Genomic DNA, 17,034 nt, shown 5'->3' with positions numbered 1-17,034 from the left:
ATATAAATATTAATTATTATTTCTGGCTGAAAAAGCTGATTTTCAGAATTTTCTGGCACGGCTTGGGGGCATTGCGCACCTTATAAAAGCAGTCGCCACGATTTTTCTGGATTGCCTCAATTGAGGCCGGCAGGCGCCCGCCCGCCTCAGTGGGAAATATTTTCGGCTTATGGGTTACCGGCCATTTGAATTCGATACTTTTACCGGGCAAGATATCCCCGAGCGTATCCTGCGCCGTTTCTTTGATGCCCTCGCCAGCATGCTTAAGGTCTTTACCCAGCTGCTTAATCCCATCGCCGATTTTTTTAATCTGTTTACCGGCTTTACTCACCACCCCACCCAGTGCATTGCTGCCGGCGCCACTCTTGCTGCTGGTGCTATTGGTGCTGCTGCCACTGCTGGCGGGCTTGCTGCTGGCACCGGGCTGCGACGGATCGGGCGTATTGCTGGCTTCATCCTTACCTAATCCCAGCCCATTTAGCACATCAGGAAGCGAAATTTTATTGTTATTGGGGTTATTACTTGCCATCATATTCTCCTTTAATAATTATTTCTGGCTGCTTAGCGGCAATTTACCTTCTGCCTCCAGTTGCTTGATATAGCGCGGCAGAATTACCTGCGGAATCTTCGCCCGTTCTGCCTTAACCGCATCCAGCTTCGCTTTGTTTTTACGGTAATCCGCCATCGATTTTATACTCGGGCGCGGCGTGCACAGTTTCTGGCTTTCAGCAAACAGTTTCCAGTGCACCGGATTACGTCCTTCCTCGATGGTGCCATAAGTAATAAATATCTGGTTGCATGGCAAAAAATGCACCGTAATATTGGCTACCTTACCAAAATCATCACCCGCCGATGGCGGCGGCGGTGGCAGCGGAATATCGGCAGAATAATATTCATTATAACTATCAATAATCCGCTCTTCTTTTTGATCTACATTTACGCCCGGTATATTCAATGCTCTAGGTCTCCAACCAGGATAAGGTAATAGCTTCCATGAAATATGCATAGTCATCCCCGGCGTCCATTTTGCCCGCAATGCGGCCGCACCACAGGTAGAGCCACCACCATAGCGCATTTTGCCAACATCATAATCATCTATGCCCGGTGTTTTCGGAATACAGCCGCCGCCAATGCTGCCACCACTCAGATTTTCATAGTTATATTCAATTGCTTCTACCGGCGCGGCATACATGCGGTTTTTACCTGAGGTAATGCCTACAAAAGGCTCAAAGCGGTTTGCACAGCTTGTAAGCTGCAAAGCCGCCAGCAGCGCCAGCCCTAGCCATTTTTTCTGCATCTTTTCTGCCTTTCTTATTAGCTTCAAATTTAATAATACTTTCAATGCATTCTATTCTGCTATCTTATTACCATAGTCATCAATTTACATTGTGATACAACAATATTTATATAAATATTAATAATTATTTCTGGCTGAAAAAGCTGATTTTCAGAATTTTCTGGCATGGCTTGGGAGCATTACGTGCCTTATAAAAGCAGTCGCCACGATTTTTCTGGATTGCCTCAATCGAGGCCGGCAGGCGCCCGCCCGCCTCAGTGGGAAATATTTTCGGCTTATGCGTTACCGGCCATTTGAATTCGATACTTTTACCAGACAAAATATCCCCGAGCGTATCCTGCGCTGTTTCTTTGATGCCCTCGCCAGCATGCTTAAGCTCTTTACCCAGCTGCTTAATCCCATCGCCGATTTTTTTAATCTGTTTACCGGCTTTATTCACCACCCCACCCAGTGCATTGCTGCCGGTGCCATTCTTATTGCCGCTGGCACTGGCACTATTCGTACTGCTGCCACTGCTGGCGGGCTTGCTGCTGGTACCGAGCGGCGGCGGATTAGGCGTATTGCTGGCTTCATCCTTACCTAATCCCAGCCCATTTAACACATCAGGAAGCGAAATTTTATTGTTATTGGGGTTATTACCTGCCATCGTACTCTCCTTTAATAATTATTTCTGGCTGCTCACTGGCAGCTTACCTTCGGCTTCTAACTGCTTGATATAGCGCGGCAAGATTACCTGCGGAATCTTCGCCCGCTCTGCCTTAATCGCATCCAGCTTCGCCTTGTTTTTACGATAATCTGCCATCGATTTTATACTCGGGCGTGGCGTGCAGAGTTTCTGGCTTTCAGCAAACAGTTTCCAGTGCACCGGATTACGCCCTTCCTCGATGGTGCCATAAGTAATAAATATCTGGTTACATGGCAAAAAATGTACTGTAATATTATCTACCTTACCAAAATCATCACCCGCCGATGGTGGCGGTGGTGGCAGCGGAATATCGGTAGAGTAATACTCATCATATTGATCAATAATAGCTAATTCTTTACGATCCAAAACAAATCCTGGTAAATTTAATACTCTGGGTCGCCAGCCCGGATACGGTAATACTTTCCAGGAAATATGCATAGTCATCCCCGGCGTCCATTTTGCCTGCAACGCAGCCGCACCGCAGGTAGAACCACCACCATAGCGCATTTTGCCAACATCATAATCATCTATGCCCGGCGTATCTGGAATACAGCCGCCGCCAATACTGCCGCCAGCCATATTTTCATAGTTATATTCAATTGCTTCTACCGGCGTGGCATACATGCGGTTTTTACCTGAGGTAATGCCTACAAAAGGCTCAAAACGGTTTGCACAGCTTGTAAGCTGCAAAGCCGCCAGCAGCGCCAGCCCTAGCCATTTTTTCTGCATCTTTTCTGCCTTTCTTTTGAGAATTAGTAATCTTTTATTTGAATAATTTATGTATTCAATGTTTATTTACTCTGTAAGCCTGAATTACGGCTACTGCTAATTGAGCTGAAGCTATGTATGAATGCTGTTTTGTTAATACAGATAAGGTGGCTGTTATGGCAGCCACAAAGCGGCATAAAATCAGTTTGTGTTGATGCATTAATTGCCTCTTCGATTATGTAATGGTTAAGCCAATGTGAGTATCTGCGCTGAATTCTGGCTTTATTTGACATATCTTTACTTTAGATAAGCTATTCTATTATTTCATAATTTTAGTGACGATAATATGTAATGGAATGGGTGTTTATATTTATTAGCAATAATATTTTTAATTAACTGATTGTTATACAATTAAATAGGCAAAAATTTATAAAATCAGCTATAAAATGTAATTAGGTAAGCCACATGTTGGTGATTGTGTTTTATCCGCGCGTATGCAGGCATAAAAACAGCCAGTGCAGCACGTGAAGAGGTGCACTGGCCAGAAATTTGACGTTAAGTCAAGGTATAATTTTTTATTATTATACTAGGCACTTACCTGTATTGCGGAGATTGGGTTATACAGATAATTACCGTAATGTAACAATAATTTACTTTAAGAAATTTGAAAACTCTTTTAATTGCGTAATATATTAAATATTTGATTTATATAGATATTTATAATTGTGTAACTGTTGCATATCTGGTACCTGTTTTTTTATTTTATTATTTATGTCTTATACTTATTCCGTTGGTTATGAACTATTGAGACGATATGTCTGTGTGTCAGGAAATGATATATAAATGTAATCTTGTTGTTTTTTATTGTAAAGATTTTAGTTATTTTTGCGGTTATTCTGGCATGTTGATAGTTAAATAGGTATGGGCAGACTGTTGTTGATTGTTGTCTGCCCATTGTTACTGCCGGTAATGGCTGTTTATGCTAATTGATTTTCGCTGCTTATTTCTGCTGTTTCTGCTGTTTCTTCGTTTAGTGGATTATCGCTCAGGGTGATGACTACGCCCTGTTCGCCTAAATCAAGGTGTATATAGGCGCTATTTTGTCCCTGCTGTTTTTCCATAAGTAATTGTTTGGCCAGTTCGGGCACAATCTGTTGTTGCAGCATTTGTTCAAAATAGCGCACGCCCAGATCATGGCAAGCTGTTGTCTGCGCCAGTGCTGCAACCAGAGCTTTGCTGTATTGGCAGGTAACAGCAAACTGGACTGCAATTTTGGCAGCAATGCGGTCGAGCTGCTGGCGGATAATAATTTGCATGTCGGTGGCGGCCAGTGGGCGGAAAGCCAGTACGTTCATGCGTCCGAGTAAAGCCGGTGCAAGAACTTCACGGATTGGCTGATCAACCAGTTCCAGCCGAGTTGGTAAATCTGCATCAGGTGCATTTTGCAGGGCTTCGCTGCCCAGATTGGATGTCATAAGCAGGATGGTATTTTTGAAGTTGATGATGCGCCCTTCTCCATCACGCATGATGCCTTGGTCAAATACTTGATAGAAGATGTTGAGGACATCTGGGTGGGCTTTTTCAATTTCATCCAGTAAAACTACTGAATAAGGGCGTTTGCGCACTGCTTCGGTGAGGACGCCGCCTTTGCCATAGCCTACATATCCCGGCGGTGCGCCTTTGAGCTGAGCTACGGTGTGTGCTTCCTGATATTCAGACATGTTGATGGTAATCATGGTGTCTTCGCTACCAAACAGTGATTTGGCTAATGCTTTGGCTGTTTTGGTTTTTCCTACGCCGGAGGTGCCGGTTAGCAGGAATACACCAAGTGGTTTGCTGGCTTCGCCCAGCCCGGCCTTTTGGGTGCGGATATGGTTAACTATGCTGTTAACGCTGTCTTCCTGTCCGATGATTTCGCTGTTAAGCTGTTCAGACAAGGTCATGAGGCGTGCGATTTCATCATCCAGCATGCGGCCGGCAGGGATACCTGTCCATTCGCTGATAATGCTGGCAATTACTTGCTGATCTACGTCCAGGCTGATGCTTTGCTGTACTTTCTGAAAAGACTGGTTATGCTGATGTAAGCTGCTGTGGTCTTCGCTTTGGGTACGCGCATCCAGTACGGCCTGTGCAGCCTGCTGCTCCTGAGCAAATTTTTGTTTTTCTTCTTCTATTTTCTGGTCTAGCTGTTGTAGCTGTTGCTGGCACTGTGCCATCCGTTCATTATCTATGCTGTGGCCGAGCCGGCCATCCTGTTGCAGGCATTCGATTTCTTCTTTAAGTGCACTGTGCAGGGAGATTTGTTTGATCAGGCTTAATGGCAGGGTTTGCAGGCCAAGTCTGACTTTGGCTGCGGCTGTATCAAGTAAATCAATGGCTTTATCTGGAAGCTGACGATCTGGCAGGTAGCGGCGCGATAAGGTAACGGCGGCTTTGATGGCATTGTCTTTGATGTGTACCTGATGATGCTGTGCATATAATCTGGCTATGCCCCGTAGCATCTGGCAGGCTTTTTCATCGTCTGGTTCGTCTACTTTAACTGGCTGAAAACGGCGCTCCAGGGCGGCATCGGTTTCGAAATACTGTTTGTATTCTGACCAGGTGGTTGCTGCTATGGTACGCAACTGGCCGCGGGCAAGTGCTGGTTTAAGCAGGTTGGCGGCGTCGGAACCACCCGCCTGATTACCGGCGCCGATAATGGTATGCGCTTCGTCAATAAACAGTATAGTTGGTTCTGGTGCATGCTGAATGGCTTCGATGACGGTTTTCAGGCGCTGTTCAAATTCGCCTTTGAGGCCGGAACCAGCCTGTAATAATCCCATATCTAAAGCCAGTATGTGGGTATTTTTCAGATGGCTGCCTACTTCATCCTGAGCAATTTTAAGTGCCAGCCCCTCAACCAGTGCGGTTTTGCCCACTCCGGGCTCGCCCACCAGTATTGGATTATTTTTACGCCGGCGGCTAAGAATATCTTCTATCTGGCTGATTTCTTCATCGCGGCCGAAAATGGCATCTATATGGCCGTCTCTGGCTCTCTGGGTAAGATCGATGGTGAAACGTGATAGTGCTTCCAGCTCGGCCGGGGATTGTTTGTCTTGTTGTGTGTTGTTCTTAAGTGCTGTCTGTGCAATATCTGTGTCTGCGGATTCTGCTGCTGTACCGGAAGTATTTGCTTCTGAGGTTGGGATGTTGTTGTTCCGGGTGTTTGCTTCTGTTGAATATTTGTTGAGCCAGCGTGCTGCCTCAGCTAGCTGTCCGGCTCTGAAGATTAATAATTGCCACAGGTCGGTAAGGGTAAAGATGCTGGGAATTTTCTGGATAGCTTCAAGCAGATGTAATGAACGGACTTCTTCCTGTCCGTGTTCGATTGAGGCCAGCATCCATGCCTGTTCAATCCATTTGAGTAATGCACGCGATAATTCTGGTTTCTGTGGTATACGTTGCCATGGTAATTTGTCCAGTCCAAGAAGGAGGTCATCCCACAGTCGGTTAATGTTGATTTCATTCTGGCGCAATAGGAGATTCAGGTCGTTATTATCGGTTTCAAGCAGTTTGACAAGAAAATGTTCAGGCAATATTTCCTGATGGCCGCGGCTCAGGCAGAAGTTAGCGGCTTCGTTTAGTGCTCTGGCACAATTTTCATTAAGTTTTCTTAATAATTGCATTGAATCTTTCATTGCGGCTCCAGCAGATACTTAAAAAGGCGCACGTATCCGTGCGCCCCGGGTTAGTTAAAATTAACGGTTTTCCACCCAGCTATCTGAATGAACAATATTGCCATCCTTGTAAGACCAGGTGATTTTTTCATAACGCAATTCCACTTCCTCAAGGTGGTTATAGCGTTCTTTGCTAATTTCTTTAATGTTGTGCATTTTCGGACGCACGGCTACTACTTTCACATTTTCGAGCAGGGTGTTGAAATATTCTTTCTCCTGACCTGCATCATCAATGCGATACCATTTAAATTCCAGAGTCTTGAGGTTCTGGCCATTGGTTACTGCTTTGTACAGATATGGTGAAGAAGCATCATATTCTTTGACAAAAGAAATGGGCTTGTGAACTCGTGTACCTGTGAGTTTGCCGGTGTTGCCATCAGTAGGAATGTAAACTTCGTGGTCAAATGCCAATACTTCCACTGAACCTTCACGACTCTGTACGGTTACAGAACCTTTGATATCAGAACCACCGTCATCCTTGATCCATAAATATGCTGGAATTGCCATAGGAATATCCTTGTATGAGTTAATAAACATTACTTCAGTCGGTATGGTTCATATCGACCAAGGTAATTTCGACACGACGATTTTTACTACGCCCTTGCGGGTTGTCGTTGCTTGCTATGGGTTTACTATCCCCATATCCCTGTACGGTAAAATGATCTTCTGGGAAGGTTGAGGCGTTAACGAGCCAATCCCTCACCGCTTCAGCTCTGCTGAATGATAAAGTCTTATTGCTGGCGGCATTTCCGGTGTTATCGGTATGACCATCTATCAGTACTCTTTTATTCGGGTTTGCCTGTACCCAGGTCAGCACTCCTTGTAATACCAGTTTGGCATCTGTTTTCAGTTTGCTTTGACCTACATCAAACAGTGCTGTGGTATCAAGTCGAATAATCTGTTTTTTCTGTTTTTCCAATTGGAATGTATTTATGTCTTTATTGATAATGGGTAATAACCGGGTAGCATGATATAAGCCAAATCCCATTTTTCTGGGTTCGCCGTATGTCATGTAGTCGTGTAATGTTTGCTGGATAAGCTTGAGGTTGTTTATGCTATCCAGTCGTTCTTTTTCCATGTGTTGAGGTATTGCTATGTATTGCTGGTGTCCTGCAATAACTTTCTGCAACCATTTTTTGTTTTCTACAAATGAGTATCCTGTACCGATCAGGCAGAAAATTAAAAACCAGTTAATTCCGTAACACAGGTATTTTGCGCCTTTGCTCAGATAGCGCTGATGGACAAAATTGTTTTCGATAATCGGAAAGTTTTTCAGGCCGGTTACGGTAAAGGTTTGATTAGGGGTAACCAGTCCTGTTGCTTCGATTTCAAATTTGCGCCAATCTGCGTTCTGATTACTGTTAAAACTGTTTAGCCAGACGCATGCAACCAGATAGAGGGAATTACGGTATGGTTTTTCCGGCAACAGGTTTTTGATTACATACTGAATGAGCCATTGCTGATTTAGATAAAGTGTGGAGGCTACTGTATAGCTTATATGCTCAGGCTGCTGAGGATTTAAAGCTGCATAGCTATCCAGTTGTTTTTGCAGGCACTCAAAGTATTCTTGTACACTACTACGCTGTCTGCATAATTGGTTATTGATATTTTGCGGCCAGTAATCCAGATTTTTATCAAGCAGATTAGTGTGAATACCGAGAGTCAGTGGTAACTGGCGTTTGTATAAAGCCTGAACGGTTTCTATTTCCTGCCGCCATTGTGATATTCGCTGCTCCAGTGCTGCTACATGCGGATATCTGTCTGGGTTAATGATCAGTAATATGCCGTTTGCTATTTTATTCTGTTCATCCAGTGCCCGGTAAATGTCTATTAATTGGGCGCAATCCTCTACTCGAACCCACATGGAGTCACGCAGTAGTCGCCAGCGCTCAGAAGATTCAATCCAGTCTGATAAATCGTCTCCTGCTACCAGTACTATGCGCTGTGATTTTGGAATGCTGTGCAGATTTGTTGCATTTTGCTTTCGCAACCAAAATTGATTCTGGTACCACAAAAAACCACAGGACAGTACTATCAGTATACTCAGGCAAGTTTTGATTACCCAGTATATATCCCAGATCTGCCAGATAAAATAAAGTGAAAGGCAAACAATCCAGACTAGCAATAATGTGTAATAAATACGTTTACTCATTTGGCCCCTTATCCAATACTGGTAACCAGATTGCTGAGATATTTGTTTAATACCAGATATACTACTATGGTGAATATCAGTAGTGCTATGCTCCAGCTAACTGCGGAAAAAGACCGAAAGGTTATGGGACGCAACTTACGGCTGGACGGAATGGAGGGTATGGTTATTTCGGGCAGATGCGAATCGATTTTGGTGATTAGTTCATTGCGTATATGTGTATCTTCAAAAAGGTATTTGCCATTGAATCCAAGTGCAAATATCAGTTGCCATACACTTAACAGCCAGTAGGATGGGTCATTTTTATGCAATTCGTTCTGAATATCTTCAAATAATTGTATACCGGCATCGTATTCTCCAAACTGTGACACCTGCAATGGGCTATTTTCCCAGATTAATTTGTTTTTGCTATCTAAAAATCGCAATGCCAGCTCATCGACTAAGGCATACAAGCCATAACATATTTGTTTACGCTCATGTTCCGGCACGTGATTTTCGCTCAGTTTCTGTTCAAATTCTGAGACCAAATGAATTGCGATAAGCTGCACTTCATCCATATTCTGTATGGCATGTCCCATGTTTAACCGTGTTACAAATAAAATGTAATTACGCAGATTTTCCCGTACGTAATCTGGAATCTGGTTATTCTTCATTAGGCACCGCATATAATTCGATATTTAATCCATCAAATGAATTAGGTGAATAAATACAGCACGATCTTGCTGCTATCATGGCTTTAAAGCCCGGATGTGATTTATCCAATGCAAAATAGGTTGCTTCGGAACGCATGGGCAATGCACTGGGCAGACGCTGCATCATTCGCAATGGAATGCCATTGGAAGCCGATGGTAAAATACGCTCTACATCATCAGGTGAGCCGATTTTGCATAGCTTCGGAAAGCGTTCTTGCAGTTCATATAATGGGACGCTGGCACGCACAGAAATGTAATAATCAGTCTCTTCATTCAGACGTGTATCCTGAAGATGTCCAATCCAGCGGGTATTACCTACTTTTTCCAGATCAATCAGTACAAGAACTGTAGGTATAACGGTATCCAGAAGCTCTAACAGCATTTCATTTAGCTGAATGAATGTTGCACTTAGATTGAGTGGGTCATACTGGGGTATGTCTTTAATACTTGATTCAACTGAAAACGACAGTAAGCTGCCTACCAGCCGTGCCAGCAGTATGTAATAGTGTTCAGGTGCAATGCTGCTGTGTGTTTGCAACAATGCCATTTCTGGCACAGACTGGTTAAGTATGTTCAACAGCCAGAATAAAGATATATCAGACACCAGAAAATCAGCCGACTGCTGGTTTCTCTCTTTGCGCAATGAGCTAAGACGCTGGCTTTTATTAAGTAAAATTGAAATCTGTCTGGACAGCATTTCCATTAGAAATATATTGCTGCCAATGAAGAATACCGGCGGTACATATTCTGTATCCAGCTGCCAGTTATTATTCTGATTTTTTATCAGACGCAGGATGGGTATTGCTAAAAAATTCTGACGGTTTTCATGTGAGAATTTAAGGCTAAAATTTAATCGTTTTTCTGCTATTTCGGTTTGTTGACTTCCATACAGGTCTGTAACGGCGGTAAACTGTTTTGAAAAGCGTAATGGTGCATTACTGTTGTTTTCAAGCAGATTAGTGCCTACTGTATTGAGTTCTGGCAAAGACAGGTATACGGTAGTTTCGAGTATATTCTCCGGTATCTGTGATAAGTCACGGGCGGGCGGCAAAAATTGCATCTGCCGGGAGTCAAACCATGTACCATCCTGAAACGAAACAGCACAATCCGATAATTTCAGTTTTTTTAAGGCCAGGCTATTGCTGTCTACATCTATACGCATTACGCCCCAAGGCATAATGCGTGCACATTGCATTATACTAAATGCATTGGCCTGTTGTAACAATTCCTGTTGCTGGAAAATTTGTGGTAACAGTAAGGTACCTTCGTACCAGATCGGATTGATGATTTTCAATTTACAACCTGTTTTAATTATTGAGATTATTCACATTTAGCTATTGATTGTTTGGACAACAATCGGGCACCACAACTGGTTTTCATATTTTCCAGAGCCATTGGACGCCCCTGTACTGTTAATTGCTGGTCGCCTTCTATGATGAAATGAGTACCTGTACATTTCGGACAGCTAACTCTGTCGCCTTTACGGGCTACTGCTCGTCCTTCTATATTGACTACTGGATCACCTTCAAGCACTACGCCACCGTGTGTGGTGGTATCTCCCTTACAAATAATCGCACGTGACATTCAGTTCTCCTTATTTGCTATCTACCGATAGAAATCTATCGGTAGATTTTCTGTAGTTATCTGTTTACTTTTTTGCTTTTGGCATTTGTGATACCAGTGAAAGGTTAATGTCCATACCTTCAATTTGGAAATGTGGAATGACAAACAGTTTAATTTTGAAGAAACCGGGATTATCCTCAATATCTTCCACTACGACTTTTGCCTGACGCAACGGGTGGGAAGCCTGTAACTCATCACTTGGATCAGTCATTTCTGTAACCAGATTCTGAACCCAGTTATTCATTTCTACTTCCAGAACACGCCGATCTTTCGTCATACCAATGTTTTCGCGCTGAATCAGTTTTAGATAATGCGCCAAACGAGACAGCAGGAAAATATAAGGCAGACGTGAGTTGATACGACTATTGGCTGTTGCTTCTTTGGTGTCGTATAACGCTGGCTTCTGGGTTGAATTTGCTGAGAAGAAGCAGGCAAAATCATGATTCTTATAGAAAGAAAGTGGTACAAAGCCCAGATTGGCAAATTCAAATTCTCGTGTTTCTGGTATTAATACCTCTGTTGGAATTTTCATTTGCGCACCAGAACCCAAGTCATACAGGTGGATTGGCAGATTTTCAATCAAGCCACCGGCCTGTGGACCACGAATCTGTACACACCAGCCATTTTTAATAAAGCTTCTTACCATGTTGGCTGCAAATGCGAAGGTGGCATTAGACCATAAATAACGGTTGTGATCCGGACCTTTAACCTCTTCGCTATAATTGAAGCTACGCACTGGTACGGTATCACTACCATAAGGCAAGCGTGCCAGAAAACGAGGCAATGTAAGACCTATATAACGGGCATCATCGGTATTACGGAAGCTATTCCATTTAATGTATTCAGCACGGTCAAAGTAGTTACCTATATCTTTAATTGAGGCAACTTCTTCCATTGTTTCCTTGCCAAAAAATTCTGGCCCAACTGAACCAATGAATGGCATGTGTGCAGCAGCAGAAACTTTTGAAATATTTCTGAGTAACTCAATGTCCTGAGGTGAACGGTTAAACTCATAAGCAGAAATGATTGAGGCAAATGGCTGTCCGCCCGGAGTATCGTATTCATTGATGTAAGTATGGCTGTAGAGACCGCTTTGGATTACTTCTGGTGAATCTTCAAAATCGCGGATCAGCGCCTCTTTGGAAACATCAAGTACATCAATTTTGACGTTCTGGCGAAAATCGGTGCGGTCTACCAAAAATTTTAAACCGCGCCAGGTACTTTCAATTGCCTGAAACTCCGGATGATGCAGAATATTGTCGAGCTGGTTACTGATTAATCTGTCCAGTTTTGCTATATGAAAATCTAATAATGATTTATCCAGCCTGTCTATTGTTTGTGAGCTGTCCTGAATCATTTTCAGAAATACGTTTATCGCTACTGAAATGCGCTCGTTTGTTGCAGATTCAGATAAGGCTGTATTGTTGATGTAATGATCAAAAGTTGGTGCTGTAGAAACAGTATTCAGATTTATTTTGTCAAATAATGATTCATAAACTGATTGCTGAACAGCTTTTGCAGCCTGAGTGGAACCACTATCTTGCATATTTTTTTGCATTCTTAAATTCCTCTGCGGTATTTATTCTTTGGATATGATAGGTGAGATTGCTTCCAGCTCCTTGCGCAACTCATCAGAAAGGTTTTTGTCTTGCAGAATTTTTTCCAGTTCTTTGCGTAAAACTGCGTTATCAAGAATATTGGATTTCAGATCTCTTAATAGGTTACGCATAGCCAGTAATGATTTGAGCTCTGGTACTTGCTGCACAACCTGTTCAGGATGGAAGTCTTTCATTGATTTGAAATCCAAATTGACTGGAATTTCGGAACCATCATCTGCCAGAGTATTAGGTACAGACAATTTTAGGGTTGGATTCATTTCAGCAAGAACAGCATCAAAGTTATTTTTGTTGATTGAAACTTTTTCGCGTTCAGCCAAAGGGGTATCACTCTCGTTGAAGCTGAAATCGCCAGCCACCAGTAAACGCAATGGCAATTCAACCTGCTTTTTCGCTCCCCCTGTATGTAAATCCAGTTTAATATTGACGCGAGCCGGTGGTACTTCGTTTTGGAAGCTTTCTGACATGATTACTCCTTTTCATATTTAAATGTTGGTAACAGACGAAAGTCATTACCTCTAAGCCTTTTGATGCGTTATATATAATAATATGAAAATTTTCAACAAAATTTGTATTATAATTTTCATGATAATTTAATTTTAGATGCAAAATTTTAATTGATGTTAAGTATCAATATTGATACTTGACTCTGTCTACTTGTTTTGACCTATTTTCACTTATTTTGTGTTAAGAGTAAATAAGTTTATTCAGAATGTTACAGGATTGATTATTAAATATAGTGAGAACTATTCTTATTGGGTTTTATTAACAAAGAAATTTTTTATGTTTACGTTTTGATAGTTAATGTTAATAAAGCTTCTAAAAATTATTATCTCTGAATTTAATATCTGTTTGTTCTCATAATTTTACACGATATTTAAAATTCAATTTTATAAAATGACTTGCTCTGTATAGTGAAGTCATTCTGGTGGTTTCTTTGACAATTATCAAAGATATTATTTTATGGTCTTACTGACAACAACAAAAATACAACAATTAAGTATTATCATTTAATATCTTTAGTGCACTATTTTTCTTTTCTTTCTGATTAAAATATTTTTATCCTGTATATTGCTGCAACTGTTTCAATATTCGTCGGCTGAGTATGTCTTCGGGCAAGCGGAAATCCAGCAGTAAGCGCGTAAGGCGTATGGCTTCTGTGTGCCATTCAGGCTGTTCTGTCAAAGACTGTGTGGTTAAGGCATTAAGTGTGTATCCATGGACAATAATGCCGTCTTCCTGTGCAGATAGCTGTGCCTGCATTAATAACACTGGCGCATGTTCAGCACGTAACCAGTAACGTTCATGATTGATGATTGCCTGCCCCTGATTATCCCGGCTGATATCGGGTGCGATGCCCAAAGTCCGCAGTAGTGACCATTCAAAATAACGCAGTGCTGATAAATGCTCACCACTGGCAATGCTTTGCAAGACAGTATGCATTGCTGCATGAATCCGGGGTAACGGGTCTTCGCGTGCTGTAAGTTTCAGTACCAATTCATTCACATACAATGCGCTGAATAAAGCTTGGTTCTGTGGTTGCTGCCACCCGCCTATCCATTCGGCACGATGTAAAGTTTTTAGTTCGTTATTGCCATACCAGGATAGCTGTAAGGGCACAAACGGAACGAGTACACCGCGTAGCTCACTTTGCCTGCGCCGGGCACTGCGTGCCAGCATTACCACTCTGCCATAATCCCGGGAAAATATTTCTATTTGCAGGCTGCTTTCACTCCACGGGCGTGATGCAAGCAAAAAAGCAGGTTGATGATTTATGCGGTTATTAGACATGGCTAGTTTTACAGCAACTGTACGTTAATACAATTATAGCCCGATACGGCATAATAATTGACCCTGTTTGGGAAAAAGCGGATAATTTAGTTAATAATAAGACACTTTATTTTCAGGCAGCCGGCTTTAATATAGCCGGCTGCCTGAAAGTATTCAAAACCATCAGGAAAGTTTGCTCACTCATGAAAGCACCGGAATTATTATTGCCCGCTGGCGGACTGGAACGAATGCGTGCCGCATTTGACTACGGCGCTGACGCTGTTTATGCTGGTACGCCACGTTATTCGCTGCGGGCACGCAATAATGAATTTGCACATCTGCCGATACTGGAGCAGGGAATTACTGAAGCACATGCGCGTGGCAAAAAATTCTTTCTGGCCAGTAATATTCTGCCCCATAATGCAAAATTGAAAACCTATCTGGCAGATATGGAACCAATCATTGCCATGCAGCCAGATGCACTGATTATGGCCGATCCCGGGCTGATTATGAAAGTACGCGAAAAATGGCCGGAGGTACCAGTACACTTGTCTGTTCAGGCCAATACTACTAATGCATGGGGAGTGCAGTTCTGGCAAAGTATAGGTATTGAGCGCATTATTCTTTCGCGTGAACTGAGTATTAATGAAATTGCTGAAATTCGTCAGCAATGCCCAGATATTGAGCTGGAAGTATTTGTTCACGGTGCTTTATGCATTGCCTATTCCGGCCGCTGCCTGCTTTCCGGTTATTTTAACCATCGCGATCCTAATCAGGGTACATGCACCAACGCCTGTCGCTGGGATTATAAGGTACATAATACAACGGACAGCGACAGCGGTGATGCACAGCTACTGCGCGATTTTGACTTTAAACAGGCACAAAGTCTGGCCGAGGACTCATTGTTTGGTCTGAATGAGCAGCAACGACACCCGTTAGCAAATAAGGTGTATTTGATTGAGGAAGCAAACCGCCCGGGGGACATGATGCCCATTATGGAAGATGAGCATGGTACTTATATCATGAATTCCAAAGATTTACGTGCGGTGGAACAGGTGGCAAAACTGGCGGAAATCGGCGTTGACTCTCTGAAAGTGGAAGGTCGAACCAAATCCATATACTATGTTGCTCGCGCAGCGCAGGTATACCGGCGCGCCATTGATGATGCAGTTGCTGGTAAACCTTTTGATTATGCGCTGCTAGCTGAGCTTGAAGGTCTGGCCAATCGCGGCTATACCACTGGCTTTCTGGAACGTCATCAGACTCAGGAATACCAGAATTATCTGTCTGGTCATTCTTTATCGAAGCAAAGCCAGTACGTTGGAAAGGTAACGGCTGTCGATACTGATGGCTGGGCAACAATTGAGGTAAAAAATAAGTTTAGTGTTGGTGACCAACTGGAAATCATTCACCCTGGTGGAAATCAGATTATCCGATTGGAACAAATGACGCGTAAGGGCTATCCGGTGAATGTGGCTGCTGGTAACGGGATTGAAGTGCAGATTCCACAGATGCTGGGTAAAGACAATGCCTTGATTGCACGAATTATAACTCAGACTGAAATTGCCTAAGCTGCAAATTTAAAAACGCCATAGTCTAACTGCACTATGGCGTTTTTATTGTTTGATGCAGATTGATATCAGTATGAGATTACAGCCAGCCCTGTAAATGCTGTTTGATTAGCGGTGCTAATATTTCTACCCATTCATATTCACTATTCATGCATGGAATATACTGAAAGTGTTTTCCGCCATGTACCAGAAAATCTGCTTTGCCCCGAATGTTAATTTCTTCCAGTGTTTCCAGACAATCGGTAACAAAACCCGGGCAAACTACATCAAGGCTGTTTATTCCGGCTTGAGGCAACTGAACAAGTAAATCCTGAGTACTCGGCCCTACCCATGGCGCATAACCAAAACGACTTTGAAATGCCAGTCGATATTCACTTTCTTTCAGTCCAAGCTCAGCCACTAGTAGACGGGTGGTGGTGGTGCAATGCTCAACATAATCATCGCCGGCCTGATGCTGTGCCTGTGGTATCCCATGAAAACTCAGTAATAAACACTGCCCTCGCCCATGCTGCTGCCAGTATGTCCTAATATGATTGGCCAGTGTTTTTATATAATTGCTGTCAGCATAAAAGCTGTTAATGCTGCGTACAGCCATTTGGGTACGCTGCCTGAGCAACACCCGCCATACCTGATCGAGTGCAGCGCCAGTACTGGATCCTGCATATTGCGGGTATAACGGCACTACCAGTAAATACTGCACGCCCTGTTGTTTCATTTCCTGCAAAACTTTAACCACACTAGGCTGGCCATAAGTCATAGCAAAATAGGTCATTACACCTTCAGGCATGGCTGTTGCTAACGCTGTGGTGAGTGATTGGGTGCCGGTCAGTAGCGGCGAGCCGCTATCCCGCCAGATAGTGCTGTAAGCATGAGCACTTTTACGCCCGCGAACAGGCAAGACAATCCCGCGCAGAATCAGTTGCCATAGGAAACGCGGTAATTCAACTACGCGCTGGTCGGATAAAAATTCACGCAAATAGGTACGTACTGCCTGAGGTGTGGGTGCTACGGGCGTACCCAGATTCAGGAGTAAAACACCTATAGCTGTTTTTGATGTCTCCGGTTCGGACAGAAATAATTTTGACATAGTATTTGGCAACAGCAGATTTTCTAAAATACAGGGAAATTCAGCTATGAGTATAGCCGATATATTTTGTTTTATAGTGCTTATTACTGTTTTATATCTATCTTGCTCTGGGTGCTGTAC

General features: G+C 43.0%; 15 protein-coding genes. 1 reads left to right on the top strand and 14 read right to left on the bottom strand.

Going from position 1 to position 17,034, the window contains the following annotated elements:
• Window positions 1-16 precede the first annotated feature (16 nt).
• The 13 genes from BHC51_RS11660 to recO form a co-directional block, all read right to left on the bottom strand.
• Complete coding sequence (locus tag BHC51_RS11660; RefSeq protein ID WP_100154105.1) at window positions 17-529, bottom strand: hypothetical protein; 513 nt, start codon at window positions 527-529, stop codon at window positions 17-19.
• Between the two features lie 18 nt (window positions 530-547).
• Window positions 548-1,297, bottom strand: a complete 750-nt coding sequence (locus tag BHC51_RS11655) for a DUF3304 domain-containing protein (protein WP_100154104.1) — start codon at window positions 1,295-1,297, stop codon at window positions 548-550.
• Window positions 1,298-1,421: 124 nt separating this feature from the next.
• The gene (locus BHC51_RS11650; RefSeq protein WP_100154103.1) at window positions 1,422-1,943 is read right to left on the bottom strand and encodes a hypothetical protein; all 522 of its coding nucleotides are present in this window, start codon (window positions 1,941-1,943) and stop codon (window positions 1,422-1,424) included.
• Between the two features lie 18 nt (window positions 1,944-1,961).
• A complete protein-coding gene (locus tag BHC51_RS11645; protein WP_100154102.1) occupies window positions 1,962-2,711 on the bottom strand; it encodes a DUF3304 domain-containing protein in 750 nt (249 codons plus the stop codon).
• A gap of 956 nt (window positions 2,712-3,667) precedes the next feature.
• Window positions 3,668-6,367, bottom strand: a complete 2,700-nt coding sequence (tssH, locus tag BHC51_RS11640) for a type VI secretion system ATPase TssH (protein ID WP_100154101.1) — start codon at window positions 6,365-6,367, stop codon at window positions 3,668-3,670.
• Window positions 6,368-6,427: 60 nt separating this feature from the next.
• Entirely contained in the window at window positions 6,428-6,913 is a 486-nt protein-coding gene (locus tag BHC51_RS11635) for an Hcp family type VI secretion system effector (RefSeq protein ID WP_100123966.1), read from the bottom strand.
• A gap of 34 nt (window positions 6,914-6,947) precedes the next feature.
• Window positions 6,948-8,558, bottom strand: a complete 1,611-nt coding sequence (locus tag BHC51_RS11630; protein ID WP_100135962.1) for an OmpA family protein — start codon at window positions 8,556-8,558, stop codon at window positions 6,948-6,950.
• An 8-nt stretch (window positions 8,559-8,566) separates the two neighbouring features.
• Complete coding sequence (locus BHC51_RS11625; RefSeq protein ID WP_180296500.1) at window positions 8,567-9,208, bottom strand: DotU family type IV/VI secretion system protein; 642 nt, start codon at window positions 9,206-9,208, stop codon at window positions 8,567-8,569.
• Entirely contained in the window at window positions 9,198-10,541 is a 1,344-nt protein-coding gene (gene tssK / locus BHC51_RS11620) for a type VI secretion system baseplate subunit TssK (protein WP_180296499.1), read from the bottom strand. The genes BHC51_RS11625 and tssK overlap by 11 nt, the downstream gene beginning before the upstream one ends.
• Before the next feature lie 26 nt (window positions 10,542-10,567).
• The gene (locus BHC51_RS11615; protein WP_100123962.1) at window positions 10,568-10,831 is read right to left on the bottom strand and encodes a PAAR domain-containing protein; all 264 of its coding nucleotides are present in this window, start codon (window positions 10,829-10,831) and stop codon (window positions 10,568-10,570) included.
• A gap of 64 nt (window positions 10,832-10,895) precedes the next feature.
• Window positions 10,896-12,428 (bottom strand): type VI secretion system contractile sheath large subunit, encoded by a 1,533-nt coding sequence (gene tssC, locus BHC51_RS11610; RefSeq protein ID WP_100123961.1) that lies wholly within the window; start codon window positions 12,426-12,428, stop codon window positions 10,896-10,898.
• A 21-nt stretch (window positions 12,429-12,449) separates the two neighbouring features.
• The gene (gene tssB, locus BHC51_RS11605) at window positions 12,450-12,953 is read right to left on the bottom strand and encodes a type VI secretion system contractile sheath small subunit (protein WP_100135960.1); all 504 of its coding nucleotides are present in this window, start codon (window positions 12,951-12,953) and stop codon (window positions 12,450-12,452) included.
• 592 nt (window positions 12,954-13,545) lie between these two features.
• Window positions 13,546-14,277 carry a DNA repair protein RecO gene (gene recO / locus BHC51_RS11600; protein WP_100135959.1) on the bottom strand — a complete coding sequence of 244 codons (732 nt, stop codon included), beginning with the start codon at window positions 14,275-14,277 and terminating at the stop codon, window positions 13,546-13,548.
• A gap of 182 nt (window positions 14,278-14,459) precedes the next feature.
• On the opposite strand from recO, the gene trhP reads away from it, so the two are divergent.
• Window positions 14,460-15,827 (top strand): prephenate-dependent tRNA uridine(34) hydroxylase TrhP, encoded by a 1,368-nt coding sequence (gene trhP, locus BHC51_RS11595; protein ID WP_100154098.1) that lies wholly within the window; start codon window positions 14,460-14,462, stop codon window positions 15,825-15,827.
• 79 nt (window positions 15,828-15,906) lie between these two features.
• Here the strand turns inward: trhP and hemH are convergent, their stop codons facing one another.
• The gene (gene hemH / locus BHC51_RS11590) at window positions 15,907-16,914 is read right to left on the bottom strand and encodes a ferrochelatase (RefSeq protein ID WP_100123958.1); all 1,008 of its coding nucleotides are present in this window, start codon (window positions 16,912-16,914) and stop codon (window positions 15,907-15,909) included.
• Window positions 16,915-17,034: the final 120 nt, after the last annotated feature.

It is taken from the genome of Snodgrassella alvi, assembly GCF_002777745.1.
Classification (GTDB): Bacteria; Pseudomonadota; Gammaproteobacteria; order Burkholderiales; family Neisseriaceae; genus Snodgrassella; species Snodgrassella alvi_D.
Note: the sequence above shows the minus strand (reverse complement) of the source record. Positions and strands in the feature narration are given on the sequence as shown.